Annotated in this window: 28 protein-coding genes and 4 tRNA genes; 22 read left to right on the forward strand and 10 right to left on the reverse strand. The window is 59.7% G+C overall.

Annotation, left to right across the window (positions count from 1 at the left end; genetic code table 11):
* Nucleotide 1: 1 nt before the first annotated feature.
* Nucleotides 2-1,072: an MBL fold metallo-hydrolase gene (locus AB1S50_RS11585; RefSeq protein ID WP_367150882.1), complete on the forward strand. Its 1,071-nt coding sequence runs from the start codon at nucleotides 2-4 to the stop codon at nucleotides 1,070-1,072.
* Nucleotides 1,073-1,374: 302 nt separating this feature from the next.
* Nucleotides 1,375-1,827: a hypothetical protein gene (locus AB1S50_RS11590; protein WP_367150883.1), complete on the forward strand. Its 453-nt coding sequence runs from the start codon at nucleotides 1,375-1,377 to the stop codon at nucleotides 1,825-1,827.
* Nucleotides 1,828-1,878: 51 nt separating this feature from the next.
* Here AB1S50_RS11590 and AB1S50_RS11595 read toward each other — a convergent pair whose 3' ends face one another.
* Nucleotides 1,879-2,721: a glutaminyl-peptide cyclotransferase gene (locus AB1S50_RS11595; protein WP_367150884.1), complete on the reverse strand. Its 843-nt coding sequence runs from the start codon at nucleotides 2,719-2,721 to the stop codon at nucleotides 1,879-1,881.
* On the opposite strand from AB1S50_RS11595, the gene AB1S50_RS11600 reads away from it, so the two are divergent.
* Nucleotides 2,703-3,326 (forward strand): DUF502 domain-containing protein, encoded by a 624-nt coding sequence (locus tag AB1S50_RS11600; RefSeq protein WP_367150885.1) that lies wholly within the window; start codon nucleotides 2,703-2,705, stop codon nucleotides 3,324-3,326. The two genes, AB1S50_RS11595 and AB1S50_RS11600, sit on opposite strands and share 19 nt — an antisense overlap.
* Nucleotides 3,327-3,370: 44 nt before the next feature.
* Here the strand turns inward: AB1S50_RS11600 and mnmC are convergent, their stop codons facing one another.
* From mnmC to AB1S50_RS11620, 4 genes are all read right to left on the reverse strand, one after another.
* Entirely contained in the window at nucleotides 3,371-5,359 is a 1,989-nt protein-coding gene (mnmC, locus tag AB1S50_RS11605; protein ID WP_367150886.1) for a bifunctional tRNA (5-methylaminomethyl-2-thiouridine)(34)-methyltransferase MnmD/FAD-dependent 5-carboxymethylaminomethyl-2-thiouridine(34) oxidoreductase MnmC, read from the reverse strand.
* Nucleotides 5,356-5,883 (reverse strand): flavodoxin FldB, encoded by a 528-nt coding sequence (fldB, locus tag AB1S50_RS11610; RefSeq protein WP_367150887.1) that lies wholly within the window; start codon nucleotides 5,881-5,883, stop codon nucleotides 5,356-5,358. The genes mnmC and fldB overlap by 4 nt, the downstream gene beginning before the upstream one ends.
* Before the next feature lie 8 nt (nucleotides 5,884-5,891).
* A complete protein-coding gene (trmL, locus tag AB1S50_RS11615; RefSeq protein WP_367150919.1) occupies nucleotides 5,892-6,356 on the reverse strand; it encodes a tRNA (uridine(34)/cytosine(34)/5-carboxymethylaminomethyluridine(34)-2'-O)-methyltransferase TrmL in 465 nt (154 codons plus the stop codon).
* A gap of 104 nt (nucleotides 6,357-6,460) precedes the next feature.
* Complete coding sequence (locus AB1S50_RS11620; protein ID WP_367150888.1) at nucleotides 6,461-6,997, reverse strand: glycine cleavage system protein R; 537 nt, start codon at nucleotides 6,995-6,997, stop codon at nucleotides 6,461-6,463.
* A gap of 179 nt (nucleotides 6,998-7,176) precedes the next feature.
* Between AB1S50_RS11620 and AB1S50_RS11625 the strand changes: the two genes are divergently transcribed.
* The 4 genes from AB1S50_RS11625 to AB1S50_RS11640 all read left to right on the forward strand — a co-directional run bounded on the left by AB1S50_RS11625 (nucleotide 7,177) and on the right by AB1S50_RS11640 (nucleotide 9,566).
* On the forward strand, nucleotides 7,177-7,491 hold the full coding sequence (locus AB1S50_RS11625; RefSeq protein ID WP_367150890.1) for an MTH1187 family thiamine-binding protein: 315 nt from the start codon (nucleotides 7,177-7,179) through the stop codon (nucleotides 7,489-7,491).
* A 98-nt stretch (nucleotides 7,492-7,589) separates the two neighbouring features.
* Nucleotides 7,590-8,408 (forward strand): class I SAM-dependent methyltransferase, encoded by an 819-nt coding sequence (locus tag AB1S50_RS11630; RefSeq protein WP_367150891.1) that lies wholly within the window; start codon nucleotides 7,590-7,592, stop codon nucleotides 8,406-8,408.
* Between the two features lie 210 nt (nucleotides 8,409-8,618).
* Nucleotides 8,619-8,840 carry a YheU family protein gene (locus tag AB1S50_RS11635; RefSeq protein ID WP_367150892.1) on the forward strand — a complete coding sequence of 74 codons (222 nt, stop codon included), beginning with the start codon at nucleotides 8,619-8,621 and terminating at the stop codon, nucleotides 8,838-8,840.
* A 42-nt stretch (nucleotides 8,841-8,882) separates the two neighbouring features.
* On the forward strand, nucleotides 8,883-9,566 hold the full coding sequence (locus tag AB1S50_RS11640; protein ID WP_367150893.1) for an alpha/beta family hydrolase: 684 nt from the start codon (nucleotides 8,883-8,885) through the stop codon (nucleotides 9,564-9,566).
* On the opposite strand, the gene AB1S50_RS11645 is transcribed toward AB1S50_RS11640, so the two are convergent.
* The gene (locus tag AB1S50_RS11645; RefSeq protein ID WP_367150894.1) at nucleotides 9,559-9,846 is read right to left on the reverse strand and encodes an antibiotic biosynthesis monooxygenase family protein; all 288 of its coding nucleotides are present in this window, start codon (nucleotides 9,844-9,846) and stop codon (nucleotides 9,559-9,561) included. The two genes, AB1S50_RS11640 and AB1S50_RS11645, sit on opposite strands and share 8 nt — an antisense overlap.
* Nucleotides 9,847-10,022: 176 nt before the next feature.
* Between AB1S50_RS11645 and tusA the strand changes: the two genes are divergently transcribed.
* Entirely contained in the window at nucleotides 10,023-10,262 is a 240-nt protein-coding gene (gene tusA / locus AB1S50_RS11650) for a sulfurtransferase TusA (protein ID WP_367150920.1), read from the forward strand.
* 101 nt (nucleotides 10,263-10,363) lie between these two features.
* Here the strand turns inward: tusA and AB1S50_RS11655 are convergent, their stop codons facing one another.
* Complete coding sequence (locus AB1S50_RS11655) at nucleotides 10,364-11,050, reverse strand: hypothetical protein (RefSeq protein WP_367150895.1); 687 nt, start codon at nucleotides 11,048-11,050, stop codon at nucleotides 10,364-10,366.
* A 228-nt stretch (nucleotides 11,051-11,278) separates the two neighbouring features.
* Between AB1S50_RS11655 and AB1S50_RS11660 the strand changes: the two genes are divergently transcribed.
* From AB1S50_RS11660 to AB1S50_RS11680, 5 genes are read left to right on the forward strand one after another with little or no spacing between them, the layout of a single operon-like run.
* Nucleotides 11,279-11,860: an elongation factor P hydroxylase gene (locus tag AB1S50_RS11660; RefSeq protein ID WP_367150896.1), complete on the forward strand. Its 582-nt coding sequence runs from the start codon at nucleotides 11,279-11,281 to the stop codon at nucleotides 11,858-11,860.
* Nucleotides 11,857-12,762: a 5'-3' exonuclease gene (locus AB1S50_RS11665; protein ID WP_367150897.1), complete on the forward strand. Its 906-nt coding sequence runs from the start codon at nucleotides 11,857-11,859 to the stop codon at nucleotides 12,760-12,762. Before AB1S50_RS11660 ends, AB1S50_RS11665 begins: the two co-directional genes overlap by 4 nt.
* A complete protein-coding gene (locus tag AB1S50_RS11670) occupies nucleotides 12,759-13,904 on the forward strand; it encodes a 4-phosphoerythronate dehydrogenase (RefSeq protein ID WP_367150898.1) in 1,146 nt (381 codons plus the stop codon). The genes AB1S50_RS11665 and AB1S50_RS11670 overlap by 4 nt, the downstream gene beginning before the upstream one ends.
* Nucleotides 13,891-15,027 carry an ATP-NAD kinase family protein gene (locus AB1S50_RS11675; protein ID WP_367150899.1) on the forward strand — a complete coding sequence of 379 codons (1,137 nt, stop codon included), beginning with the start codon at nucleotides 13,891-13,893 and terminating at the stop codon, nucleotides 15,025-15,027. The genes AB1S50_RS11670 and AB1S50_RS11675 overlap by 14 nt, the downstream gene beginning before the upstream one ends.
* Nucleotides 15,027-15,977, forward strand: a complete 951-nt coding sequence (locus AB1S50_RS11680; protein ID WP_367150900.1) for a class I SAM-dependent methyltransferase — start codon at nucleotides 15,027-15,029, stop codon at nucleotides 15,975-15,977. Before AB1S50_RS11675 ends, AB1S50_RS11680 begins: the two co-directional genes overlap by 1 nt.
* Nucleotides 15,978-16,040: 63 nt before the next feature.
* Here AB1S50_RS11680 and AB1S50_RS11685 read toward each other — a convergent pair whose 3' ends face one another.
* Both AB1S50_RS11685 and AB1S50_RS11690 read right to left on the reverse strand, forming a co-directional pair.
* Complete coding sequence (locus tag AB1S50_RS11685) at nucleotides 16,041-16,439, reverse strand: hypothetical protein (RefSeq protein WP_367150901.1); 399 nt, start codon at nucleotides 16,437-16,439, stop codon at nucleotides 16,041-16,043.
* Nucleotides 16,440-16,459: 20 nt separating this feature from the next.
* Nucleotides 16,460-17,674, reverse strand: a complete 1,215-nt coding sequence (locus AB1S50_RS11690; protein WP_367150902.1) for a pyridoxal phosphate-dependent aminotransferase — start codon at nucleotides 17,672-17,674, stop codon at nucleotides 16,460-16,462.
* Nucleotides 17,675-17,757: 83 nt separating this feature from the next.
* Here AB1S50_RS11690 and msrB point away from each other — a divergent pair, with 83 nt between their 5' ends.
* The 9 genes from msrB (at nucleotide 17,758) to queF (ending at nucleotide 22,706) form a co-directional block, all read left to right on the forward strand.
* Complete coding sequence (gene msrB, locus AB1S50_RS11695; RefSeq protein WP_367150903.1) at nucleotides 17,758-18,165, forward strand: peptide-methionine (R)-S-oxide reductase MsrB; 408 nt, start codon at nucleotides 17,758-17,760, stop codon at nucleotides 18,163-18,165.
* A complete protein-coding gene (locus tag AB1S50_RS11700) occupies nucleotides 18,162-18,914 on the forward strand; it encodes a DUF1499 domain-containing protein (protein ID WP_367150904.1) in 753 nt (250 codons plus the stop codon). Before msrB ends, AB1S50_RS11700 begins: the two co-directional genes overlap by 4 nt.
* A 198-nt stretch (nucleotides 18,915-19,112) precedes the next feature.
* Nucleotides 19,113-19,188, forward strand: a tRNA-Glu gene (locus AB1S50_RS11705).
* 2 nt (nucleotides 19,189-19,190) lie between these two features.
* Nucleotides 19,191-19,266 (forward strand) — tRNA-Gly (locus tag AB1S50_RS11710).
* A 107-nt stretch (nucleotides 19,267-19,373) separates the two neighbouring features.
* Nucleotides 19,374-19,449: transfer RNA gene (locus tag AB1S50_RS11715), tRNA-Glu, on the forward strand.
* A gap of 40 nt (nucleotides 19,450-19,489) precedes the next feature.
* Nucleotides 19,490-19,565, forward strand: a tRNA-Gly gene (locus AB1S50_RS11720).
* A 594-nt stretch (nucleotides 19,566-20,159) separates the two neighbouring features.
* Entirely contained in the window at nucleotides 20,160-21,086 is a 927-nt protein-coding gene (locus tag AB1S50_RS11725; RefSeq protein WP_367150905.1) for an ABC transporter ATP-binding protein, read from the forward strand.
* 4 nt (nucleotides 21,087-21,090) lie between these two features.
* The gene (locus AB1S50_RS11730) at nucleotides 21,091-21,864 is read left to right on the forward strand and encodes an ABC transporter permease (RefSeq protein WP_367150906.1); all 774 of its coding nucleotides are present in this window, start codon (nucleotides 21,091-21,093) and stop codon (nucleotides 21,862-21,864) included.
* Between the two features lie 11 nt (nucleotides 21,865-21,875).
* Nucleotides 21,876-22,706 (forward strand): NADPH-dependent 7-cyano-7-deazaguanine reductase QueF, encoded by an 831-nt coding sequence (queF, locus tag AB1S50_RS11735; protein WP_367150907.1) that lies wholly within the window; start codon nucleotides 21,876-21,878, stop codon nucleotides 22,704-22,706.
* Between the two features lie 96 nt (nucleotides 22,707-22,802).
* On the opposite strand, the gene AB1S50_RS11740 is transcribed toward queF, so the two are convergent.
* On the reverse strand, nucleotides 22,803-24,200 hold the full coding sequence (locus tag AB1S50_RS11740) for an adenylate/guanylate cyclase domain-containing protein (protein WP_367150908.1): 1,398 nt from the start codon (nucleotides 24,198-24,200) through the stop codon (nucleotides 22,803-22,805).
* Between the last annotated feature and the right edge of the window lie 201 nt (nucleotides 24,201-24,401).

The following is a 24,401-nucleotide window of genomic DNA, read 5'->3' on the forward strand; positions in this document are numbered from 1 at the left end:
TATGAAAATAATTGTGATTCCAGTGGCTGTCATTCTATTGGCGCTTGCTATCTTACTGGTCTCGTGTGCCACGAATTATGCGGATAAGAGAAATAGGTCTCCGAATTTCCAGGGTGGTGCATTCAAAAATACAAATCCCATCGAAATGCATTCTTTCTGGAAAATAGCATGGACGGCTCTGACTACTGATATTGACCGAGCTGCCTGGCCCAAATGGGTTGATACCAAGGCTGATAATGCTCCCCGAGCACTGGTTCGCGACGGTGATATTCGTATCACTTTTATCAATCACGCGACCTTTCTTATTCAGGCAGGGGGTTTCAATATATTGACCGATCCGGTTTTTTCACAGCGAACCAGCCCCGTTTCTTTTGCCGGGCCGAAGCGCGTTCACAAGCCGGGTATAGAGATGGACGAATTGCCCTCTGTGGATGTCATTATCATCAGCCATGATCACTATGACCACTTGGATTTGGGTTCGGTTAACCAGTTGATGAAAAGAGACAACCCCAGGGTATACCTGGGGCTTGGTGTCGGGCGTCGCCTGGCAGCTTCTGGAAATGTGGTTGAGATGGACTGGTGGGAAAGTGCTCAGGTTGCAGAGAACTTCGAGCTCTGGTTCCTGGACGTGCAGCATTTTTCCGGCCGGTCACTAACGGATCGAAACTCGACGCTATGGGGCGGCTTTCTTTTGCAGCTTGGGGGCAAGAAAATCTATTTTGGCGGTGACAGCGGTTATGCCGACCACTACAAACGTACCTATGAGCGTTTTGGCCCAGTGGACATCGCGTTTCTGCCCATAGGGGCTTATGCCCCCAGAAGCATGTTCAAGCCGGTCCACCTGGATCCTTTTGAGGCGGTGCAGGCACATATCGATTTACAGGCTGATCTATCGATCGGTATGCATTACGGAACCTTTCAGATCAGCGCGGAATCCCGCTCGGAGCCTATTGAGCTGCTTGAGCAGGCCAAGCGACAAGCTAATGTGGATTCCTCAGCCTTTATAACCCTGGAGGTTGGGGTGCCGTTTGAATTAACCACCAGTAACGAAGCCGTGGCAGTAAGTTTCTGATGATTACTTTTGGTTAATGTTCTCCTGTGAGACGAGGTCAGGGAGAGAGATGCGGGACCATCGGCAAGGTACTGATATCGATAGGCCTTGCTGGAAAGTTTGGCTCAATCCACTTGGTAATTGGTACTACCAGTTGTATTCACTCTGTGCTTACTCACAAGAAATAGTTTCCATATGACCGAAACTGCCGCTGGATGTATGTGTTGGGAGTGGGAGGGCTCTGATCTGCTGGAGGTCGCGCAGTTCAACCCGGATTTTTCCCACCGGCTCAGATGCTGTGTTTATAATCGAGGGGAGAGACAATGACAGACATAGATACGGATAAAGCTATGCGTTTTCTCATATTCATGGTTTTAGGGTTGATGGGACTGTCGACAGGATGCTCCTCGCCGTCACCACAGACACTGGTGCAGTCAGCTATTGCGGGTACGCACCTGGGCTGGCAGCAGGCGCCGGAAAACCAGTTGTCCTTCTCATTGGCCACAGCGACGGGTATTGCGCGTGTGGCGCTTCGTCCTCTGCCACCGAATCTGGAGGTGCTCACTCTCAGTCTGCCGGGTATGGATGCGGTTGAAGGTGTGCAATGGCGGGGAGAGGACGGCAATGAGGCGATGCTGCTGAATAACGGTCGCGGTGAGGACGGGGTGCTTTTGCAACAGCTCCGCCGGGGATTTCGTTTGCAGATTTCGGGCGCGGCGTTGGAATTGGTGCGTGGGGGAGGCCAGCTCACCGTAATCGACCGCTATCGCAACTGAATATTATTAGTGTCAACAGGCCCTAACCCGACAACTCAAGAAGTTGTCGCGTTAATCACGGGCCGGGGATACGTCGCTGTCCCCCTGTGCGAACTCCAGCTGCTTTGGTCTGATCAGGTATAGTTTTGGCCAGAACTTCCCGGTTACCCAGAGCCCTTTGCGTTGTTCATCCCAGGCTATGCCATTGGCCACTACGTCCGGATGCCTGGACGGAGGTGCCAGTGCGGAGATATCCAACTGGGCTCTGACCAGCCCCGTTTGAGGGTCTATGGCAATAATGCGGGTATCCTGCCAGATGTTGGCCCAGATCAGCCCCCGGGTAAACTCCAGTTCATTGAGTTGACTCCACTGCCGGCCGCCGCCGCGGACCTTCAGCCGGCGCTTGATAGCGAAGGTCTGCGGATCCCGGAATGTCAGCTCGTCGCTGCCATTGCTCATGATCAGGTCCCTGCCGTCACTGGTCAGACCCCAGCCTTCCCCCGCATAGTGGCGAACCCCCAGGGGGGTCAAATCCTCACGGCGGAACAGCAACAGTTCACCGGCCCGGTAGGTCAACAGATAGACCTTATTACCCAGTACCGTGAGACCCTCTGCGAAACGGTCCTCAGCCAGCCACTTGCGTCTTAGGGGATTGGCGGTGGGGTCGGTATACTCGGCAATCCAGGAACGGCCGTAGAGGCCACTGCTCTCCCACCAGCGTGCGCCATCGAAAAACAGGCCCTGGGTAAAATGATCGGCCGGGCGGTTGCGCTCGGCGATGATCTCGAAAGGGGTATCAGTCAGACCGCTGTCGGCCCAGGCCGCCGCGACCTGCAGTCCCAGCAGGGCGAGCAGCGCACAGCGCAGATTATTGAACCCGGAGAAAAGTAGGCGCGATGACCCGAATAAAGACATTTATTACCCTGACGTTGCTGGGGGGGCTGGCGGTGGTGCTGCCCATTGCCATTTTCATTCTGCTGTTCCAATGGCTGTTTGGCCAGGTCAGTGAACTGGTTGCACCCGCGGTTCACTGGCTGGAATCCCACAGCCGGGTCAAGGATACCTTTGCCCGGCTGCTGGTGATAGTGCTGATCCTGGGGGGATGCTTCGCCATCGGTTTGCTGGTCAAGACCGGTACAGGCCGCTGGCTGCACAGGCACATGGATCACTGGCTGGGCCGGCTGGCGCCGGGATACAGCACTATCAGAGAGCTGGTGGTGCAGTTTATCGGCGGTTCTGGCGACAGTGTGCTGTCCGGGCCAGTGGCGCGGGTCAGGATTTTGGGTGCCGACAATCCCCTGTCGGTGACGGCGATAGTCACTTCGCGCCACGAGAATGGCGATTTCACCGTCTATGTACCCACGGCGCCGGTGCCAACCTCCGGTTTTGTCTATCACGTCAGCGCCGACTGTGTGGAAATATTGCCGCAGGTCACGGTGGAGGCGGCAATGAAGTCGGTGATTGCTTGCGGCGCCGGCAGTAATCTTTTATTGAAACCGGGTCGCGAATCAGGCGTGTAGCTGCTTGATTTGTCGTGGAGGGCTTTTCAACAAACCGCCAGACCTCAGGACCTGTGTCTGCCCAGCGCGCGCACGGCGAAACGCGCCGGGTGGAGGGCCTTGACCAGTGCGCTGTCCACCGGCGGCGCACCGCCATCGATCCACGCTGCCACCAGTTCCGCCGCCAGTGGTGCGTAGGTAAAACCGCGGGAACCCAGGCCGGCGAGAACGAATAGCCCGCGCTGATAGTGGGTGCGGGTGGGGATCAGGGCTTTGCGGTTTTGGCGCAGGTGGGCATAGGTTTCGGCCAGCGCTTCCCAGTCCGGCACCGGGCCGGCGATAGGCAGGTAGTCCGGGGTCGCCGCGCGCACCGCGGCGCGACCGGTAACTTCCCGCCCGGTGAGTTCGGTGGCCAGGTCCGGGTGCAGCCCTTTCAGCACGGCGAGGTTTTCCCCGTGTTCCGTCTGGCGCAGGTCGGTGGAGCTGTCTTTGAGTTTGAAGGTGGCGCCAAAACTCTGCCGGCCACGATAGGCGGGAGTTAGGTAGCCGTCCGCGCACAGGACTATGTGCACCTCGGCTGCGGCTGCGTCGGCAATACTGACCTGGCCGCGAATGGGCTGCAGTGGCAGCGGGGCTGTCTGGTGCAGCTGGCGCAGACCGGTGGCACTGCAGACGATCACCGCATCCCAACCACTGGTCCCCTGGTCGGTTTCCAGGTTCCAGGTGTCGCCGCTCTGTGCCAGGGACTGAACGCTGGTGTTGCAGTGTACCCGCACCTTGTCGTGCTGCAGCAGCTGGCCACACAGGATACGCGGTTGCAACCAGCCGCACTTGGGGAAAAACAGCCCCGGACAGCCCAGTTCAATACCTGCCAGTGCACTGGCTTCGAGGGTGCTCACCGGTCTCGCCAGTGTCTGCCCCCGATAGGCAGCGAGCCGCTCAGCAACCTGCCGCTGCAATATTTGTTCACGGTCGCTGCGGCCCAGTTGCAGCAGCCCGCAGCTATGCAGGGCGGTGGGGCAGCGGTCGCGGTAGTAGCGCTGGGCGAACATCAGCGCGTGCAGATTGAAGTCGCCGTTGGGGCCTGGCTGCGGCGACAGCTTGGCATACAGAATACCCTGTTCATTGCCCGAGGCCCCGTGCCCGGGTTGGGGGCCGCACTCGAAGACTTCCACCCTGCAGCCGCGTTCTGCCAGGGCGCGGGCGCAGGCGGCACCTGCAATCCCGGCGCCGACCACGGCTACTTTTATTCCACTGCCCAGGGGCGGGTAGTCCGGCTGGTGCCATGGAGTGTTGCTGAAGGGCTCTCCCGGCGGCTTTTCCCCGGCTTTCAGCTGGCCGCGCAACATGTCCCGTTTGCGGCCAAATCCCGCTACTTTCTGTACCGCGAAACCCGTATCCTGCAGGCCGCGTTTAACCGAGCCGGCGCTGGTGAAGGTGGCAAAACTGGCCCCGGGTTTGCTGAGTTCAGCGATTTGGCGGAACAGCTCCGGGGTCCACATGGCGGGATTTTTGGCCGGCGCGAAACCGTCCAGAAACCAGGCATCGACAGAGGCGTCGTAGGCCGGGTGTTCGGTGCGCAGGGCGACGAAGGCCGCGCTGGCGTCGCCGATGACGAGGGTCAGGCTGATGCTGTCGAAGTGTAAACGGTGTACTCCGGGAGCCAGCAGGGGGGGATACTGCTCGCGCAGGCGGTCGGCGTACTCCTGCAGCTGTGGCCAGAGGTCCAAAGCGCGGTCCAGATCCCGCGGGTGCAGAGGATATTTTTCCACCGAGACGAAGTGCAGGCGAGCATCGGCGGGCGCCGTTTCATGCCACAGGGCGCAAGCGGCGAGGAAGTTCAGCCCGGTGCCAAACCCGGTTTCGCCGATGGTGAATGTGGCCCCGCCGGCCAACGAGCGCCAGCGCGCGGGCAGGTCATTTTGCTGTAAAAAGACATAGCGGGTCTCCGCCAGGCCGGAAGCACTGGAGAAGTAGACATCGCCAAAGGTGCGGGATACCGGCTGGCTGTCTTGGCGCCACTCCACTTGCGCCTGGCGGTCGTCGCTGTTCACTGCCGCAGACCAAACTCTGCCATGACCTGCGCGCACCAGCGGGAGATACGCGCATCGCTCAGCTCAAATTCGTTTTCCTCGTCCAGGGCCAGTCCCACAAAGTGGCCGCCGTCCTCAGTCAGTCCCTTGGACTCTTCAAATTGATAATCCTCCGCGGGCCAGTAGCCCACGGCTCTGGCTCCCAGCGCAACCACTTGTGCGTGCAGATAGCCCAGGGCGTCCTGGAACCACTGCGGATAGCCTTCCTGGTCCCCGAGGCCATAGAGGGCCACGGTTTTGCCGCGTAGGTCGAGCCCGGCCAGGTCTTCCCAGATGGATTCCCAGTCCTCCTGTAGTTCGCCATAGTCCCAGGTAGGTATGCCGAGGATCAGGAAGTCGTACTGCAGGACGAGGGAGATGGGGTCCGTGGCGACATTGTGGAGCTGGATCCACTCGGGGCCTATGCACTGGCGAATCTTTTCCGCCGCCATTTCCGTGTAGCAGGTGCTGGAGCCGTAAAAGAGTCCTATCCGGGCGCTGTTCATGGTCACTGCTATCCGGCGCCGTGGAAGCCGAGCTGCCGCCAGGCTTCGTAAACCACCACTGCGGCGGCGTTGGCCAGGTTGATGCTGCGGCTGTGCGGCCGCATGGGAATGCGCAGGGTATGCGCCGGCCCGGTGCGGGCGATAAACTCCGCCGGCAGGCCCCGGGTTTCAGGCCCGAAGACGATGGCGTCATCCCCCCGGAAGCGAAAATCGGTGTGGCTGCGGCTGCCTTTGGTGGAGAGGGCCACTATTCTGGCGGGCTGCTCCGAGTCCAGGAACGCCTGCCAGTCCCGGTGCCGCACCACCCGGCTGTACTCACTGTAGTCCAGGCCGGCGCGCCGCAGGCGCTTGTCGTCCATGGCAAAACCCAGCGGTTCGATCAGGTGCAGCCCGGCCCCGGTGTTGGCGCACAGGCGGATGATGTTGCCGGTATTGGGGGCTATTTCCGGTTGGTAGAGAACAATCTTGAACATTGCCTGGGAAGTGTACAAAGCGGGGCGCTGAGCCATAATTTGGAGCGGCACCGGGGGATGGAACCCGGTTAGCCAGGGCGCCTATTATTCCACAGTTGCGCTACTCAGTCAGTATGTTCATCTGCGGCCAGGTCACAGTCGATGTCCACTCCCAACTCATCGGCGATTTCATCCAGTTCGTCGCGCAGGCCGTCCAGGTCCGTATCCTTTGCGACGCGGATTCTGCACTGGGCGGTGAACAGGGGTTCGCCACTCCAGGGCGTGCTGTCACAGGCGGTGTCCAGCTGCTCGACGTTGATCCGGCGCGCGGCCAGGGTGCGCGCGACTTCTCTGACGATACCGGGGCGGTCATTGCCCACCAGCCGAAGCTGCAGTGAGCGCATGGCGCTGGCGGGTACCGCTTGGGAATCCTCGATCACCAGCTTGTAGCCTTCGTCTGTCAGTGCGCCGAGGGCATCCTTCAGGCCCTGACAGGATTCGCTGGCGACGCTCACACGGAGAATACCGGCAAATTTCCCCGCAAATTGCGCCATGCGGCAGTCTTCCCAGTTGCCGCCATGGTCAGTCACGGCAGCGGAAAGCTTTTCCACTATGCCGGGTTTGTCATCGCTAATCAGGGAAATCACGAGATGCTGTTGCATGAAGTATTCCTTTGCTGCGGAGATGGGGGTTACACTGAGATGCATTGTAGTCACTGCTGGCGCAATTGATAACGGTTTCTCATGATCCCGCGGGTCTGTGCGCCGGCAGAGCAGCCAACAACTACGCGTAATTAATTACATTTTTGGTATCCACTGCCGGTTTGACCGAGCGCTTTGCGATGGAGAATGGTATGAAGGTGCATGCGGATCTGTGTCTCATTCCGATCGGCGTGGGGGTTTCGGTGGGGACCTACGTGGCCGAATGCCAGCGTATCCTGCGCGAGGCGGGCCTAAGCCACCGGATGCATGCCTATGGTACCAATATCGAAGGCGACTGGGATCAGGTGATGGCGGCGATCAAGCGCTGCCATGAGCGAGTGCATGAAATGGGCGCGCCGCGCATTACCACCAGCCTGAAATTGGGAACCAGAACTGACCGGGAGCAGTCCTTAGAGGATAAGCTCGATAGCGTCCGGGCACAGTTGGACCAATAACTTGTCTGTGAGCGCCCGCAGCCCGGACGTATCACCGGCAGGAGGCAACAGAGTTTTTCGACCGCTGGATTAAAAACGACAACTAGAGAGGAGAGTGTATGAGGACTAAACATTGGCTGGCGGCCTTTGCCGGCGTTGTCAGCGCCATAGCCTACGCCGGAGCAGTACAGGCTGAGGATCTCAAATCCGTCATCGACGGCAAGCAGCGTACAGAGGCCTATGCGGCCCGGGACCGCTACCGCCACCCGGAGGAAACGCTGAAGTTTCTGGGTATCAAACCGGATATGACGGTGGTGGAGATTACTCCCGGTGGTGGCTGGTATACAGAAATTCTCGCCCCCTACCTCAAGGAAGGCGGCCGTCTCTATGCGGCGCATTTTCCTGCGCAAAGCGAGTCCAATTACTACCGCCGTTCCCTGAAGGCATTCAAGGAAAAAATGGCGGCGGACGAGGATAGCTATAGTGAGGTGGTTCTGACGGAATTCAATCCCCGGGCCGGCGTCGAGATAGCGCCACAAGGCAGCGCGGATGCGGTGGTGACATTTCGCAATGTGCACAACTGGATGCGTCAAGAGGGCGATGTGGACAAGGCCTTCGCATCTTTCTACAAGGCGCTCAAGCCCGGCGGTATCCTCGGTGTGGTGGAGCACAGGGCGAAGCCGGGCACCAGCCAGGAGGGTATGATCGAGAGTGGTTATGTGACCCAGGACTATGTCATCAAGCTGGCCCAGAAAGCCGGTTTTGAGCTGGAGGCCACCAGTGAGGTCAACGCCAATCCCCAGGATACCGCCGACCACCCGCGCGGTGTATGGACGCTGCCGCCATCGCTGCGGCTGAAGGACCAGGACAAGGCCAAATATCTGGCGATCGGCGAGAGCGACAGAATGACGCTGCGTTTCCGCAAGCCTGAAAACTGAAATTGACCCATTTGGGGTTTGGCTTTCCGACGGCCCAGGTTAGAACCTGGGCCGTCATTGTTTTACAACAGCCTGTTTGTTCTGAACAGCGATCTTGAAGCCGTCAATCAAGCGTATAACCGCTTGATTGACGCGGACGGACATGGGTCGCAAACCCGGGTTGAGGAAAGCCAGGGGAGGCTTTTTCAACAATCTGTCAGGTTCCATAATATGATCATTCCTTTTACTGAACTGGCCCCCGATACCCTGCGCAACCTGTTGGAGGAGTACGCAACCCGGGAGGGCACCGAGTATGGGGAGCGCGAGATCGGTCTCGACCAAAAGGTGACGAGCCTACGCTGCCAGTTGGAATCCGGTGAGGTGGTGATCTGGTTCGAGCCGGGCGAGGAGTCCGTCAATCTGGTGCTGGCGCGGGAGCTTGATGGTCTATGAAACCTTTGATTAGATCAGTACTGCCTCAGCGGAGACTGACCAGTGTCAACAGGCTCTAACTCTGCCGTGCAGGGCGAGGTATTGCTGTACGACCGGCCGCGGGGTGTGGCGCGCGCGCGCTTCCTGTTTGCCCACGGTGCCGGGGCACCCATGGACAGTGAGTTTATGCGGGTGATCAGCGCCGGTCTCAGTGCCCATGGCGTCGAGGTCTGGCGCTTTGAGTTTCCCTATATGGCCGCGCGGCGAAGCGGCGGCCCCAGGCGCCCGCCAAATCCGATGCCGCAGTTGCTGGACAGTTTGCGCGGGTTTGTGGAACGCGCGGATACGAGTGCAGAGGGGATACCGCTCCTGATAGGCGGCAAGTCACTGGGGGGCAGGGTTGCCAGTCTGCTGGCCGACGAACTGTACGCTGAGGAGCGGATTGCGGGACTGGTGTGTTTTGGGTATCCGTTCCACCCCCGCGGCAAGCCGGACCAGTTGCGTACCGCACACTTGCGGGCACTGAATTGTCCCACCCTGGTCCTGCAGGGCAGCCGCGATCCCCTGGGTAGCAGGGGAGAGGTGGCCGGTTACGACCTGAGTGCAGCCCTGGGTTTTCGGTGGCTGGAGGATGGAGACCACGATTTCCGGCCGCGGATCGCCAGTGGATTCACCCAGGGGGAGCACTGGCAAAAGGCAGTAGAGGCAGCGGCCGGGTTTATGCTGTCGGTGACGCCGGTCACTTAGCCAGCTCCAGTATGGTGATGCGCTCTTCCCTGCACAGCATGGGTTGTAGCGCTGCCATCTGGGCGCGTCGCTCCTCGCTGGTGTACCAGTGCTGCCAGTGCAGATCCGACTGCCATTGGGACAGGGTGAAGCGCCGCAGGTGATTGTCCTTGTCGGTAAAGGTCTGACCGTCGACGAACCCCACGGTGCGATAGGCATTGGTGAGCAGCTTGTGCGCGGCGTCCTCATAGGTGCTGCCCATCTCCGAAGTGATTTCCCGCTCAATCAACACGTAGATCATGGTTGGTCCTGCACAGTCTTTGAGTGGATTCTAGCGCGGCTCCACACTGGGCATGTAGGCAAATTGGCCGCCAGCATCCCCGTTTAGGCCGCTGTGTTTGTCGATATGTCCGACAGGCGACAAGCGATCCTGTGAAGGCGGGTGACGGCGGTATTCAAATCATCGAAAATACACTGATGAAGTTTGACCATACCCTCGACACCCGGGGTCTGCTGTGTCCGGAACCTGTGATGATGCTCCACGCCGCCGTGCGCAAGCTGGGCGCGGGGGAAGTATTGCAGATGCGCGCCACCGACCCCTCAACCCAGCGGGACGTTGCCAAATTTTGCCAGTTCCTCGGTTACGAGCTGGTGCAGCATCTGGAGGAGGATGACGAGTTCATCTACTGGATTAAAAAGGCGGGGCCCGACGCTTGAGTCGCTGCTGCGAAGGTCAACTCCGCGTGGTCCCCCAGCTTTTCAAAAGTGGCAATCCAATCGAGGAATGATCATCGATTGGATTGCCGGTGTTACGGGACTCAGGGTGAGGTGACCAGCGCCGCAATCGCCGCCAGTGCTTCAGGGTCTTCGGATTTGATCTTGTTGGCGATATGGTGTTGAAAGAAATAGTGGAAGTCGTTGGTCCCCTGAGCCGGGTATAGACAGTGATCCCCCGGCAATACGGGGGTGGTTTCCACTGTGTCGTGATTGATCAGCATGCCGTGAATCTCGCCACTGCCGTACAGCCGCCAGCTGACCACTTCGGTCAGGGTGAGATTTTCCCGTTGCTCGTCCATAAACACCGCGTGGGTACCTATGGTGTCGGGAATCTCTTGCATCACTTCTTCGGCCTTGCCTTTCTCGAACTCGAAATATTCCGCCGCAGTTTCCAATTCGACGATTTTGTGAATGGGGGCTTCGTGAAAAATCTCCTCGATGCCCGGGTCGTAGTAGCCCTCGAAACGCCCGTCCAAAGGGTCCTGGATTTCCGGACAGGCCACGATGGAGTTCAACCAAGGCACAAGGCCGACGACGTCACCGTTGGCTTTGAGTCCCCAGCAGAGAATTTTCAGAGTGTAGAGATCCGAACCGTTTGAGCTGTTTGAGTAGAGCATTTCCAAGCCATCAAGCTCCGGCGCCAGGCGAATAACCCGCCTGTTCGCAGAAGTTTCGATCGGCTCGCCGGTGAAGAGGTCAACCACGTTGCGGTAGCTGTGGTCGGTCATAGAGCACCTCCTTGCAGGGCCGGTTGTGGTGCAGGAGGGGGGTTGGACGACTTATTCCCCTCCTCGGGGAACCGGCGCTAGGGCATGGCCCTATACCGGCATCCCTGTGTCTAAAGGTATATGCTGATATATGGAAATACAACCAGTGATTGCAGTTTTCTCCTCGTCGCTTTGCAGTGGCCGGGCACATTGATATAGTCCGCGCCTTGCAGTCAGTGCGGGGTCGCAGTGTCAGTCCAGCTCAATACCAGCCGCCGGTGGAACCAGTTGACCACGGCGGATCGCATAGCGGCGGTGTTCGATCGCTGCTTTGCCGCGCCGGACTGTTTCAATACGCGCTTGTGCGGCGGCGCCGCCGAGCCTTTTTATCGCCCGGCGGGGGCGGGGTGCAGCTATCACAGGATCGAGTTCACGCGGGATTACCCGGCCAGCGCCCGGCACGAGGCCGCCCACTGGTGCGTGGCGGGCGCCCGCCGCCGCCAGCTGCCGGACTATGGCTACTGGTACCAGCCGGATGGCCGCTCCGGGGAGCAACAGGCTTTGTTCGAGCAGGTGGAGGTGAAACCCCAGGCACTGGAGTGGATCTTTGCCCGCGCCTGCGGTGCAGGGTTTCGCGCCAGTGCCGATAACCTGGCATCCGGTCTTGGCCCGAGTCGGTCTTTCCGGCAAGCCATCTGGCATCAGGTCCAGTCCTACTGCCGCCAGGGGGTCAATGGGCGCGCGGAGCAGTTCGCATACGCTTTGGCCCGCGCTTTCCACCGCCCTGACCCGCTGCAGGGCGGCCAATACCGGTTGACGGAGCTGCTGTGAGTGAGGATCGCCCCAGTTACCTGGTAGACGCGTCCGTCTATATCTTCCGCTATTATTTTGCCCTGCCGTCCAACTGGGTCAGCCGCGATGGCTACGCCACCGAAGCTGTCTACGGCTTCAGCAATTTCCTGCTGGATCTGCTGGGGCGCCGACCCCGGCGTATAGCCTGCGCTTTCGATGAATCCCTTGGCAGTTGCTTTCGCAACCAGCTCTATCCACTTTACAAGTGCAGCCGGGCTCTGCCGGACGAGGCACTGGCCTATCAGCTCCAGGCCTGCCGGGAGATGGCCGCGGCACTGGGAATTGCCTGTTTCGCCAGCGAGCTCTACGAGGCAGACGATATTCTCGCGACGCTGACGCGCCGCTACCGGCGCTATCACCCCATTGTTATCAGCCGCGACAAGGATCTGGGACAACTGCTGGACCGGGGGGCGGCTTCCCTGTGGGATTTTGCCGCTAACCGACACCTGGATAGGGCGGCGATACAGGCCAGGTTTGGGGTACTTCCGGGCCAGATCGCGGATTTTCTCGCCCTGGTGGGGGACAGCAGTGACGATATTCCCGGGGTGCCGGGGGTAGGCGCCAAAACGGCGGCCGCCCTGTTGGGCGAATTCGCCAGTGTCGAAATTCTGCTGTCGGCACTGGAGCGGGTAGCGGAGCTGCCCCTGCGCGGTGCCAGGGGCATTGCCCGCAGATTGTGCGATCACAGCGATCAGGTGCTACTGGCCAAGCGGCTGGCGTCGTTGGAAGAGTCAGTGCCACTGTCCCTGGAACCCCACGGCATCAAGTGGCGCGGCGCCGACGTGAATCTGGCGGTGGCCCTGGCGGGGGAATTCGGTATTGGTGGCCTCAAGGCTAAAATCCAACGGACCCTGACCGAGACAACCGGAGAATTGGCGTGACCCGCTCCGCACCACAGCTGAACATTGTCGCTGATGAAAATATTCCCGCCCTGGAGCACTATTTTGGTGGGCTGGGCAGCATTCAGCGGCTGCCTGGCCGCCCTCTGTGCCGCGCACAGCTGGCCCGGGCCGACGTACTGCTGGTGCGTTCGGTGACACGGGTGGACGAGCAATTATTGCAGGGTACACCGGTGAAGTTTGTGGGCAGTTGCACCATAGGCACCGATCACCTGGATACCGACTGGCTGGAACGCAACGGCATTGCCTGGAGCGCCGCGCCGGGCGCCAACGCCAACTCAGTGGTGGAATATGTGTTTTGCGCGCTGGCGGCTCTCGGGTGCGACTGGCGCGAGCGCCGCTTTGGAATCGTTGGGTGCGGCAATGTGGGCGGACTCCTGCAGCGCCGCCTGCATCGGCTGGGTGTCCAGTGCGCAGTCTATGATCCCTGGTTGCCGGACAACCCGGACTCGGCCCCGCTGGAGCGGGTGCTGCGACAGGATGTGGTGTGCCTGCATGCGCCGCTGGTAACTGGGGGGCCGCACCCCAGCCGGCATCTGCTGGGAGAGCGGCAACTGGCCAGTCTTCCGGACGGCGCGGTACTGATCAGTGCCGGGCGGGGTGCGGTGGTGGACAACAGTGCGTTACTGGGCTTTTTACGCGGTGGTGGCCGTGTGACTACGGTGCTGGATGTCTGGGAGGGTGAGCCCGCCATAAACACGGCGCTGCTGGAGCTGGTGGATATAGGCACGCCACACATCGCCGGCTACAGTCTCGATGGCAAACTGGCCGGTACACGTATGATTCGCGCGGCAGTGGGGCTGGCCCTGCTCGGCGAGGGAAACTCGGGGCAGGCCACCAGCGAAGAGGGGCAGGCCCATACTATCGCAGTCGGGCCCGGTGCCGAAAAGGGCGGCTTCGGGCAACTGGCTGACCTGCTGTTGCAGATTTACGATCCGCGCAGTGACGACACCCGGCTGCGTCAGGCGGCCAGGGGGGCGCTGCCGATGGCGCAGGCGTTTGACCTGCTGCGGCGGGAATACCCGCAGCGGCACGAGTTCCACCACTACTGCATTGACGATGCCCGGCTGGATAAGGCCCAGCGGGCGCAACTGGCAGCTCTGGGGTTGTATGAAGCTGAGTAAACTCGGACTTGTTGTCAATCCCTGGGCCGGCGTGGGCGGGCCTGCGGGGCTAAAAGGCAGCGATGGCGCCGACACTGTGGCGCGGGCGCTGGCAGAGGGCGTGGAGCCGCGGGCGAATGCGCGCGCGGCGGTGACGCTGGCTGCGCTTCGGGAAAATGTGGAGCGCGTGGAAATCCTGTGTTTCGGCGGCGATATGGGAGAGAGCGTGGCGCGGGGCAGTGGACTGGCTGTCCGCGTCGTGGGTTGCGCTGCGTCGCAACCCTCCACTGCCGCGGATACGGAGCGAGCGGCGCGGGAGATCCGTGCCGCCGGGGCGGATTTGATCGTGTTTGTGGGCGGCGATGGTACTGCGCGCAATATGGTTAACGCCCTCGGCGACCATTTCCCCGTACTGGGAATTCCCGCCGGAGTAAAAATGCATTCAGCGTGTTTTGCCATTTCGCCAACGGCGGCCGGTGAGGTATTGCGGCGCTTGCTGGCCGGCAGACTCGTCGATCTGCACGAGCGGGAGGTGCGGGATATCGATGAGGGCGCCTTCCGCGAGGGCCGGGTGAGTACCCGCTATTACGGCGAGTTGCTGGTGCCGGAGGAGGGCCATTTCCTGCAGGCGGTGAAAAACGCCGGGCGGGAGGTGGAGGAGCTGGCGGTGGCGGATATCGCCGCGGAGGTGGTGGAGGGGCTGGAGCCGGGCACACTGTATCTGGTGGGGCCGGGCTCCACCACTCTGGCAATTCTCAATGAACTGGGCCTGGAGGGAACCCTGCTGGGGGTGGACCTGTTGTGTGATGGCCAGCTGATCGCCCGCGATGTGAGTGCGAAGAGGATCCAGGCGGCACTGGCCAGCCACCGGGGGCCGGCGCGCCTCATAGTCACGGCGATCGGTGGCCAGGGGCACCTGATTGGTCGCGGTAACCAGCAGTTTTCCCCGGAGGTACTGCGCACCCTGGGACGCGACAATGTCACAGTGGTGGCCACTAAAACCAAAGTTACCGGACTTCAGGGCCGCCCCCTGCTGGTGGACAGTGGTGACCCGCAGCTGGATGAGCAATGGAGCGGTTTTATCCGGGTGATCACCGGCTATCGCGATGCGATTCTCTATCCGCTCAGCAATGGTGATTTATAGTGACGGATTGGACGCAACTGCTGGAGCAGGTGGCGGGTAAACTGGTTGAATCCACAAGCAGCTCTGCACCTCTATCGGTACCTGACAGCCGGCGCCTGTTCCACGGCCGCGGGCGCTGTTTTGCCGGGCTGGAACAGGTGTGCGTGGACAGTTTTTTCCCCGTACTGCTGGTGACTCTGTTCGAACCCTACGCGAACGAGAGTGAACTGTGTGAGGCGCTGTGGGAAATGGCCGCGGGACGCGGCTATACCGGCGTCGCTGTGCAGCGCCGTTATCGACCGGGGGCGCCGGTTGAGTGGGTCTGCGGGCGGCCACTGGCGACACCCGTGGCACGCCGCGGTGAATTGCGTTTCCCGCTGACTTTTGCGCGGCAAAATGTGGGTTTCTTTCTCGATATAGAACCGGGCCGGCGCTGGCTGGAGGAGCAGGTGCGGGCCGGCAACGGAGAGCTGAAACTGCTGAACCTGTTCGCCTTTACCTGTGCCTTTTCGGTGGTGGCGCGGGCGGCCGGTGAACTGGGTATCGTGAATGTGGATGTGAACCCTGGAGTGCTCAACCGCGGCCGCGAAAACCACCTCTATAACAAGCTGCCGTTAAAGGGTATCAAGTTTCTGCAGCTGGATGCCTTGCGGCAGTTCAATCGCTTCGACCGGCGCGGTCCTTTTCAGCTGGCGGTGGTGGACCCACCCACACGGCAGAAAGGGCGCTTCGATGTGAACGAGAACTACGATCATTTGCTGCGGCTGCTGCCCGACAGCTTGGCGCCGGAGGCGGAGCTGCTGGTGGTGCTGAACTCTCCGCGCCACAGCGAGGCGCAGTTTCGCGATTTGATCGAACAGGCCGACAAGCGCTATCGGGTAGTGACCCGCCTGCCGCAGAACCCGGATTTTCCCGACCGGGATGAGGATGCGGCCTTGAAAATGCTACACGTCAGTTTTCGCCATCGATAAACGGCAGTCCACTCGACAAACCTTTCTCTATTGAATGGTCGGTTAAAAAATAACCCTAAGGCCTCACAGCTTGCTGAACCTCAGCATCAGTTGCTGCATCAGCTCCTGCAATTGTGGCGAGGAGCCGTCGCGGACGGCGCGGGCCAGCAGATCGGCGTTGCTCAGACCGCTGTCATCCAGCGCCACCAGCAGCAAAAAGCCCCGGTGGCTCAATACCGCCTCTTCCACCGCTTCCTGGCGCACCAGTTGTGCAAACTGAATATAACCGCTCTGCTGCAGCCAGGTTATGGCGCCCAGACAGGCCAGGTGGCGGGGCGAGTGGAGGCCGAACTCGTCGGCCTGGTCGGGACCGGCAATATCCTCCACATACACCGTTGCGGGTACGGGAAACTGGTTGAACAATGTCAGCAGGATTCCGCCGGCATCGCGAAAAAAATCGTTGATGTGCAAATCACTCAGCATTGGCGATCACTGTCCGGTCTTCAGGCGGAATAGTTTTCTAGGAACTGCCCCAAACGCAAAATAGCTTCGGAAAGATCTTCGGCGCGGGGAAGGAAAACGATACGCAGGTGATCGGGCGCGTCCCAGTGAAAGGCACTGCCCTGAACCAGCAGAATCTTTTCCTGGCGCAAGAACTCCAGCACCAGGTGCTCGTCACTCTTGATCCGGTGATGGTTCAGATGCAGGCGGGGAAACAGGTATATCGCCCCCCGGGGTTTGACACAACTGACGCCGGGAATCTCGTTCAACATCCGGTAGGCCAGATTGCGCTGCTGCCGCAAGCGACCGCCCGGCAGTACCAGATCGTTGATGCTCTGGTAGCCCCCCAGGGCGGTTTGCACCGCAAACATGGCCGGTACATTGCCGCACAGCCGCATGGAGGCGAGGATTTCCATTCCTTCGATAAACCCCTTGGCTCGCTGCTTGGCTCCGCTCACCACCATCCAGCCGGAGCGGAAACCGGCCAGCCGATAGGATTTGGACAGGCCGTTGAAGCTCAGGCACAGCACATCCTCAGCGAGGCGGGCGATGGGGGTGAACTGGGCATCGTCGTAGAGTATTTTGCTGTAGATCTCATCGGCGAAAATGACCAGGTTGTGGGCGCGGGCCAAGGCCACGATTTCCCTCAGTAGCGCCTCCGGGTAGACTGCGCCGGTGGGATTGTTGGGGTTGATGACCACTATGCCCCGCGTGCGCGGGGTGATCTTGGATTTGATATCGGCGATATCCGGCAGCCATTCGGCCTGTTCGTCGCACCGGTAGAGTACCGGTGTCGCTCCGGTCAGGTTGGTGGCCGCCATCCACAGGGGGTAATTGGGCATCGGCAGCAGCAGCTCATCACCGGCATTCAGCAGCGCCTGGGTGGCCATGGAGATCATTTCGGATACGCCGTTACCCAGGTAGATGTCATCTATATCCACATCCGCGATGCCCAGGTTCTGGCATTCCTGCATAATGGCCTTGCGCGCGGCGAACAGTCCCTTGGACTCGACATAGCCCTGTGCATGGGCGAGATTGTGGATCACGTCCTGGATGATTTCATCCGGGGCATCGAAACCGAAGGGTGACGGATTGCCGATGTTCAGTTTGAGGATACGGTGGCCTTCCTCTTCCATCCGCTGCGCCTGCTCCATAACGGGGCCGCGAATCTCGTAGCAGACGCCGTGGAGCTTGTCCGATTTAAGAATGTCCTTCATGGTATGAGTGTAACCCTCGGGGCGGAATACTGTGGGTGCGCCGGTTAGCCGCTCCTACAGAGAGGCGATAAAGAGGACAGAGTATGTCAAAAGAGAAAGACGATAACTACTGGCGCGACAGGCTGACGCCGGAAGAATTTCATGTTTTGCGGGAGGCGGGCACCGAGCGGCCCTTCAGCGGTGATTACTGGGACTGCTTTGCCGACGGTGTCTACCGATGCCGGGGCTGTGGCCAGACGCTGTTCCATTCAGATGCCAAGTTTGAGTCCGGCTGTGGCTGGCCCAGCTTCGATGCCGAGGCCCAGAGCGGGGTTGTGGCGGAGCGCGCGGACAACAGTCTCGGCATGCAGCGCACGGAGATTGTCTGCGCAAACTGCGGCGGCCACCTGGGCCATGTGTTTCCGGATGGGCCTACGGACACGGGGCTGCGCTACTGCGTCAATTCGCTCTCGGTCAGGCTGGAAGCGGAAGAAGAGGAGGGCGGCCAATGAAAGATGCTCACTGGAGCCGCTGGCTGGTGCGGGTACAGTTGTTGCTGTTGACCGTCATCGTCCTGGCAGGTCTCGCGTTGCGCCTGGACCTGCTGGGCTTCCGGGTGGTTTTTCAAGTGTTCAAATACGCCGGTGTGGCGGCTCTGGCGGTGGCATTGATCAGTCTGCTGGTATTTGTCTGGGGATTGGTGAAGCGTCACGCCGACAGTCGCCGCGCGGCGATATGGGGCGTATTGCTGGGCCTGCTGCCGGTGGCGCTACCGCTGCTGACAGTGGGGAAGGACAACTTCGATGTCCCCCCCATTCACGATATCAGTACGGATTTGCACAATCCGCCGCAGTATGAGGAAGTGTTGACCCTGCGCAGGGAGGGTGACAACAGTGCGGCCTACGGCGGCGAGGCATTGGCCGAAGCCCAGCGGGGAGCGGATATCTATGCGGACATGCTGCCCTTGCAGGTGGACCTGCCGGTGGCGAGGGTCACGGAACTGGCGGCGGAGGTGGCCGCTGAACTGGGTTGGCGGATTGTGGCCGAGGACCCGGAGCGGGGACACCTGGAAGCCGTCGACCGGACCCTGCTGTTGGGATTCAGGGACGACGTAGTGGTGCGGGTCACGCCATCCGGTGAGGGCTCCCGGGTGGATGTGCGCTCCAGTTCCCGGGTTGGTGTCAGCGACCTGGGCGCCAATGCCCAGCGTATCCGCACTTTTCTGCGGGAACTGGAGGAACAGGTTGCGGAGCGGCAATAATCCCTGTGACCCCCTCGTTTCCACGGGTTTTGTGGCAGTTCTGGGAAACTGGTAAGTGCCTGACTATAAAAGGAAAAAGCACCAAAAAAGTTTTCGGCTAGGTGTTGACAGCCCCCTGGGTGCTACATAGAATGCGCCCCACTTCTGACGCAGAGTGAAGCCATAAGGCGCCAGGCAATGCCGATGAAGTGAATCTGGGTCCCCTTCGTCTAGAGGCCTAGGACACCGCCCTTTCACGGCGGTAACAGGGGTTCGACTCCCCTAGGGGACGCCACTGCGGGAATAGCTCAGTTGGTAGAGCGCAACCTTGCCAAGGTTGAGGTCGCCGGTTCGAACCCGGTTTCCCGCTCCAATTGATGACAAAGCGGTTCCCAATGTCACCGGGTCCAGGAAGGTACTGTTCGCAGTTGTACCTGAACTATGTGGCAGCTCTCGGCGAAGGTCGGGATGCAAGTTTTTGTCCCCATCGTCTAGAGGCCTAGGACACCGCCCTTTCACGGCGGTAACAGGGGTTCGACTCCCCTTGGGGATGCCAAACAGGGCCCGGCAGCACTGCTGCCGGGCCGGCTCAAACTGCGGGAATAGCTCAGTTGGTAGAGCGCAACCTTGCCAAGGTTGAGGTCGCCGGTTCAAACCCGGTTTCCCGCTCCAGATAAAAAAGCCGCTCAAGTCAGCGGCTTTTTTATTGCTCGTTGAACTGGCGCAGTCCCCGCGCAAGCATGCGCAGAGCTTCCCTTTTTTTGGCGCTTTGCCGGGTTAATAGTCACTACCTGAGGGCCTGTTCACACTAACTGAGATAGCCCTGCTGCCACTGGTTTGTGGCCTGCAAGGCAGGAATTGCGCAGTGTGGTGGGTCCACATAAGCAATTTCTAACACCGCAGGGCGCGAAATCAGGGGCAGCCCTTCGGGTTGTGTCGGAAAAGGCGCCACTCTTCATTGCTCGTCGCTCATTCGGAACAACCAAACTTCTCTCCTCTTGCCTCGATTGGCACCTTTTCTGTCACAACAGGGCCAACTCCGTTAGTGTGAACAGGCCCTAACAATATGCCCTGGGCTAAGCTGCTGTGTCGGGTTGACCCGGGATCAACTGTTGCTTGGCGGTGGACCTGCCGGTTGGGGTATACAGCCAGTGTTCGAGACGGCCTGCGTGGCCGGTATTCAAGGGCGCGGAGGCTTGCGCTGGTCCGCTTGCAATCATCGACATAAGCGCGTTGAATAGGCGCCCTCGTTCCCAGGAGGTGGTAATGACCGCGGCGCTTTCCATCAGCAATCTCGAGAAAACATACGACAATGGCTTCAGGGCGCTGAATGGAATCAGTTTCGAGGTAAAACCCGGAGACTTCTTTGCCCTACTGGGACCCAATGGTGCAGGTAAATCCACCACCATTGGGATTATCTGTTCCCTGGTGCGCAAAACTGCCGGCAGCGTCGCCATTTTTGGCGTCGATATCGACCGGGACTTTGCCCGCGCCAAGCAGCTGCTGGGCGTGGTGCCGCAGGAATTCAATTTCAGCCAGTTTGAGAAAGTCTTCGACATCGTCTGTACCCAGGGCGGCTTTTACGGTATGTCCCGTAAGCTGGCGCAGGAGCGCACAAAAAAATACCTGCAACAGCTGGGCCTGTGGGAAAAGCGTGATACCCAGGCACGTATGTTGTCCGGGGGCATGAAGCGCCGGCTGATGATTGCCCGGGCGCTGATCCATGAACCCAAGCTGTTGATCCTGGACGAACCCACCGCCGGTGTGGATATCGAGTTGCGCCGCTCCATGTGGGCTTTCCTGCAGGAGATCAACGCCGGGGGCACCACCATTATCCTCACCACCCACTATCTGGAAGAGGCGGAGAGCCTCTGCCGCAATATCGCCATCATCGACCGGGGGGACATTGTCGAGAATACCTCCATCAAGTCGCTGTTGAAGACCCTGAGCCGGGAGACCTTTATTCTGGATATCCGCGATGCCATGCCCACCTGCCCGGACCTGGGGGGCTTCGAGGGCTGGTTGAAGGATGAGCACTGCCTCGAGGTGACAGTGGCGAAAGGGCAGTCCCTGAACGACCTGTTTACCCGCCTGGGAGAGCAGGGTGTGGCGGTGGTCAGTATGCGCAACCGGGCCAACCGCCTGGAGGAACTGTTTGTTTCGTTGCTGGCGGAAGATAGGACGGGGGAATAGGACCATGCGGACTCTGGCCATCTGGACTTCCTTTTGCACTATTCTGCGCCGCGAAGTGCGCCGGTTTATGCGTATCTGGCCGCAGACGCTGGTGCCGCCGGTGATTACCATGTCCTTGTATTTTGTCATCTTTGGCTCGCTGATCGGCAGGCGCATCGGCGAGATGGGTGGCTTCAGTTATATGGAATTCGTGGTACCGGGGCTGATCATGATGGCGGTGATCACCAATTCCTACTCCAATGTCGCGTCCTCGTTTTACAGCGCAAAATTTCAGCGCAACGTGGAGGAGTTACTGGTCTCGCCCACGCCCAACTGGGTGATCATGGCGGGCTATGTGCTCGGCGGTGTTTCGCGGGGCCTGATAGTGGGTTGTGTCGTCACCCTGATAGCGCTTTCCTTTACCAACCTCCAGGTGCAGCATCTGGGCCTGACCATCGCGATTGTCTTCCTGGCAGCGATATTGTTTTCCCTGGCGGGGTTTATCAATGCGATGTTTGCCAACAGTTTTGATGATATTTCGATTATTCCGACATTTGTGCTGACGCCCCTGACCTATCTCGGTGGTGTGTTTTACTCTATCGACATGCTGTCGCCTTTTTGGCAGGGGCTATCCAAACTCAATCCGGTTTTGTATATGGTGAATGCCTTTCGCTACGGTGTACTGGGCGTTTCTGACATCAATGTGGCCTGGGCGTTTGCCGGTGTGTCGGCGTGTATCGCCGGCGTATTCGCCTGGGGATTGCACCTGATGCGCCACGGCAGGCGGTTGCGCAACTGACGGTTAACGTTATGGACAGAGATGACTGGCAAAAGCTGCCGCTGGGCAGGGAAACCAGCTATGAGGCCAGCTACAATCCGCAGCTGTTGTGCCCATTGGCGAGGCAGGTTTCCCGCGCACTTTTACAGGTCCGCGATGATGAGCTGCCGTTTTTTGGTGTGGACGAGTGGTGGGGCTTCGAGCTTTCCTGGCTGAATCCCAAGGGGCTGCCCCAAGTGGCCGTGGGACGTTTCACTTTTCCGGCCGAGAGCCCGTCGATGGTGGAGTCCAAGTCCTTCAAGCTGTACCTCAATTCCTTCAACCAGACCCAGTTCGACTCTGCCCGGGTGGTGCAGGACATATTGGTAAGGGATCTGAGTGCCGCCTGCGGTGCCGACGTGGGTGTGACCCTGTTCGGCGTTGAGGACGCCACACTGGCCGTGCATCAGCCCCGGGGTTGTTGCCTGGATACGCTGGATATCGAAACCCGTCGATACCAACCTGATGCGGCCCTGTTGAAGCTTGAGCAGTCGCGCGGGGAAGTGGAAGAAACTCTATACAGCCACCTGCTGCGCAGCAATTGTCCGGTTACCGGGCAACCCGACTGGGCGACTGTCAGTATCAGCTACAGGGGGCCGGCGTTGCAACGCGAGAGCCTCCTCGCCTATATAGTCTCGTTCCGCGAACACCAGGACTTTCACGAACACTGTGTAGAGCGGATTTTCTGTGACCTGCAGGGACTGGCGGAATTTGACCATCTGACCGTCTGCGCACGCTACACTCGTCGCGGTGGTTTGGACATCAACCCCCTGCGCAGTACGCTGCCGGATGCGCAACTGCCGCCGCGTTACGGACGCCAATAGGTCGGCCCCCGCTGAGGAAGTCCTTGCTCAATCGAAGAGGTGGGAATTGGTGGCTGCGCTGTTTTTCCGGCACATCCGTGAGCAGCGGAAACCGGATCAGATAATGACTTTGCTTTTGAGGGTCTTGAGGGCTTTTTCCAGGGACTGGACCACCTTGTCCTTGTCATAGTTGCGGATCTTGTCCAGGTCCATATGCATGGAGAATCCGGGAGCGTGATCCTCCACATAGCTCTGCTGACCACCGAGGTTTTTGCGCAAGTCGGCGACCTGATACACCTTTACCGGATTGCTGAAGCCTTTTACGTTGATAAAGCCTTTGTCCCGGCACATCACCGAGTGTTTGGTCAGTGCCCAGGTCTCGTGGCTGATCAGGATTTCACCCGGGTCAGCCGCACCTTCCAGGCGCGCGGCCAGATTGACGTGAGTGCCCATCACCGTATAAGACTGGTGGTTGGCCGTACCGAAAATCCCCACAGTGCAGTAGCCGGTATTGATGCCAATTCGAACCTGTAGAGGACGGGAGATGCCCTTACTGTACCATTCCTGCTTCATTTCACTGACGCGTTTGCGCATGGCCAGGGCCATGGCGACACAGCGCAACGCATCGGACTTGCCGCCTTTGCTCTGGTCGTCGCCGAACACCACCATCACCGCATCCCCGATAAACTTATCGATGGTGCCGCCATACTGACCCGCGATGCGGGCCATCTCCGAAAGATAGTTGTTGAGCAGGTCGGTTAGAGTCTCCGCCTCCAGCTCTTCGCTCAGCTGGCTGAAATCCTTGATATCGGAAAAGAATACCGTTAACAGTTTGCGTTCAGTGACAAGCTGATTCTCCTGTCCCGTGGTCACGGCCCGCCACAGGCGTTGCGGCAGGTATTTGGACAGCTTATAGGTGCGCAGCTTGCCCACCCGGTGCTCTTCCGCTAACGCCAGGTTCACCTTCTTAAGTTCGGCCATCTGTTTGTAGTTGCGAAACGCGTAAGCACAGAAGTAGGTAAACACGCCGATCAGGCTGGCGGCACTGATAGTCAGGTCCGCATTCACCACCAGCGCCGGCCGGTGAATCAGATAGCCGGCCCCGACACCCAGCAACAGCCCTGTATTGTGCTCAAACCAGCTGCGCCCGCCGCCCATGGTCAGGGCGTTGAACTGCACCATGGTGATGAACAGCAGGGTGGGTAATAGCGTGAAGTTGGCCAGCGCAATGGCGATACCGATAAGTGTGGCGTCGCAGAATGAGAGCCAGCGCTGCATCTTCGCATGGCTCTCCTCGGTGCGGCGCACAGAGAGGCGGTAGGCCACGAAGATATAGATCAGCAACACCGCGGCTGTGCCCAGGGTGAGCAGTTTGTCCGCGTCCCAGGGCATCGACCAATTGATGGTATTGATCAGGGTCCCAGCTGCGGCAAAGCAGATCAGGGAGCGGAAATAGATGGGGTAGCGAGAGTGATCGTTGCGCCCGCGAACTTCCCCAGGCTGGTCGTCCTGCATTGATTGTTATTTATCCGGTTGTGCAGATAGTGTGCTGTTTGCCGGTACTGGCCTCACAGGTCATCCGATCCGTCGCCGGGTCTCTGGTCGCTGCACCCGGCAGTGGGTAAGTGTAACGCCCCGTACCGAATTATGTGAAGCCTGTATTGTCTTTGGATGACTTGAGCCCGGGAGTCATCGGCGGAGGTCGGTTTGTTAGCG

Origin of the sequence: Microbulbifer discodermiae, from assembly GCF_040742695.1 — a bacterium.
GTDB lineage: Bacteria > Pseudomonadota > Gammaproteobacteria > Pseudomonadales > Cellvibrionaceae > Microbulbifer.